At 48.4% G+C, this 537-nt stretch carries 1 pseudogene; it reads left to right on the forward strand.

The features are described from left to right. Nucleotides 1-221 precede the first annotated feature (221 nt). Nucleotides 222-537 (forward strand): annotated as a pseudogene (locus tag DVK07_RS20970) (hypothetical protein); the annotation flags it as partial.

Below are 537 nucleotides of genomic sequence, written 5' to 3' on the forward strand. Positions count from 1 at the left end.
CCAATTGCAATCTCAAAATATTCTTCACATAGTCTCATAACCTCTTTTTCATTAACATCGTCACCACTCAGTTTCTCGTAGAAGGATTCGGTAGAAAGATCCACATTTGAGCTCCATAGTGGGTTCATACGTACTCTATCATACATTCAAGTAAAAGAGATCTGTGAGAAACTCTCATAATTTGGAACGGTATAAAGTACATTCGAACGGTTCAGATGCATATGGTCGAAGCGCTACGTACTCTCTTCGGGGTGGTTCTACTTGCTACCTCTCTGTGGTGCGGTCACCGAGCGATTACTGCCGGACGGCTCTACCGATCAGTGTCAACATCCGAGGATGGAACCCCGTCAACGCTCGTCGATGGTGAGAAAGTCGCCATCGAGGGGACGGTGAATGTCAGGGATCCAGCGCCACTAAGCGACTCTTTGTCAACCGATGAGGAAGAGCCGGTTGGTGCGTACGTGTGGCGGCTCAAAGAGTCCGAGTCGTATAACTACAATCTCGATGCCGAAGAGCCCGGAGCGGATATGAATCTGA

It is taken from the genome of Halorubrum sp. Atlit-26R (genome assembly GCF_003666015.1).
Classification (GTDB): Archaea; Halobacteriota; Halobacteria; order Halobacteriales; family Haloferacaceae; genus Halorubrum.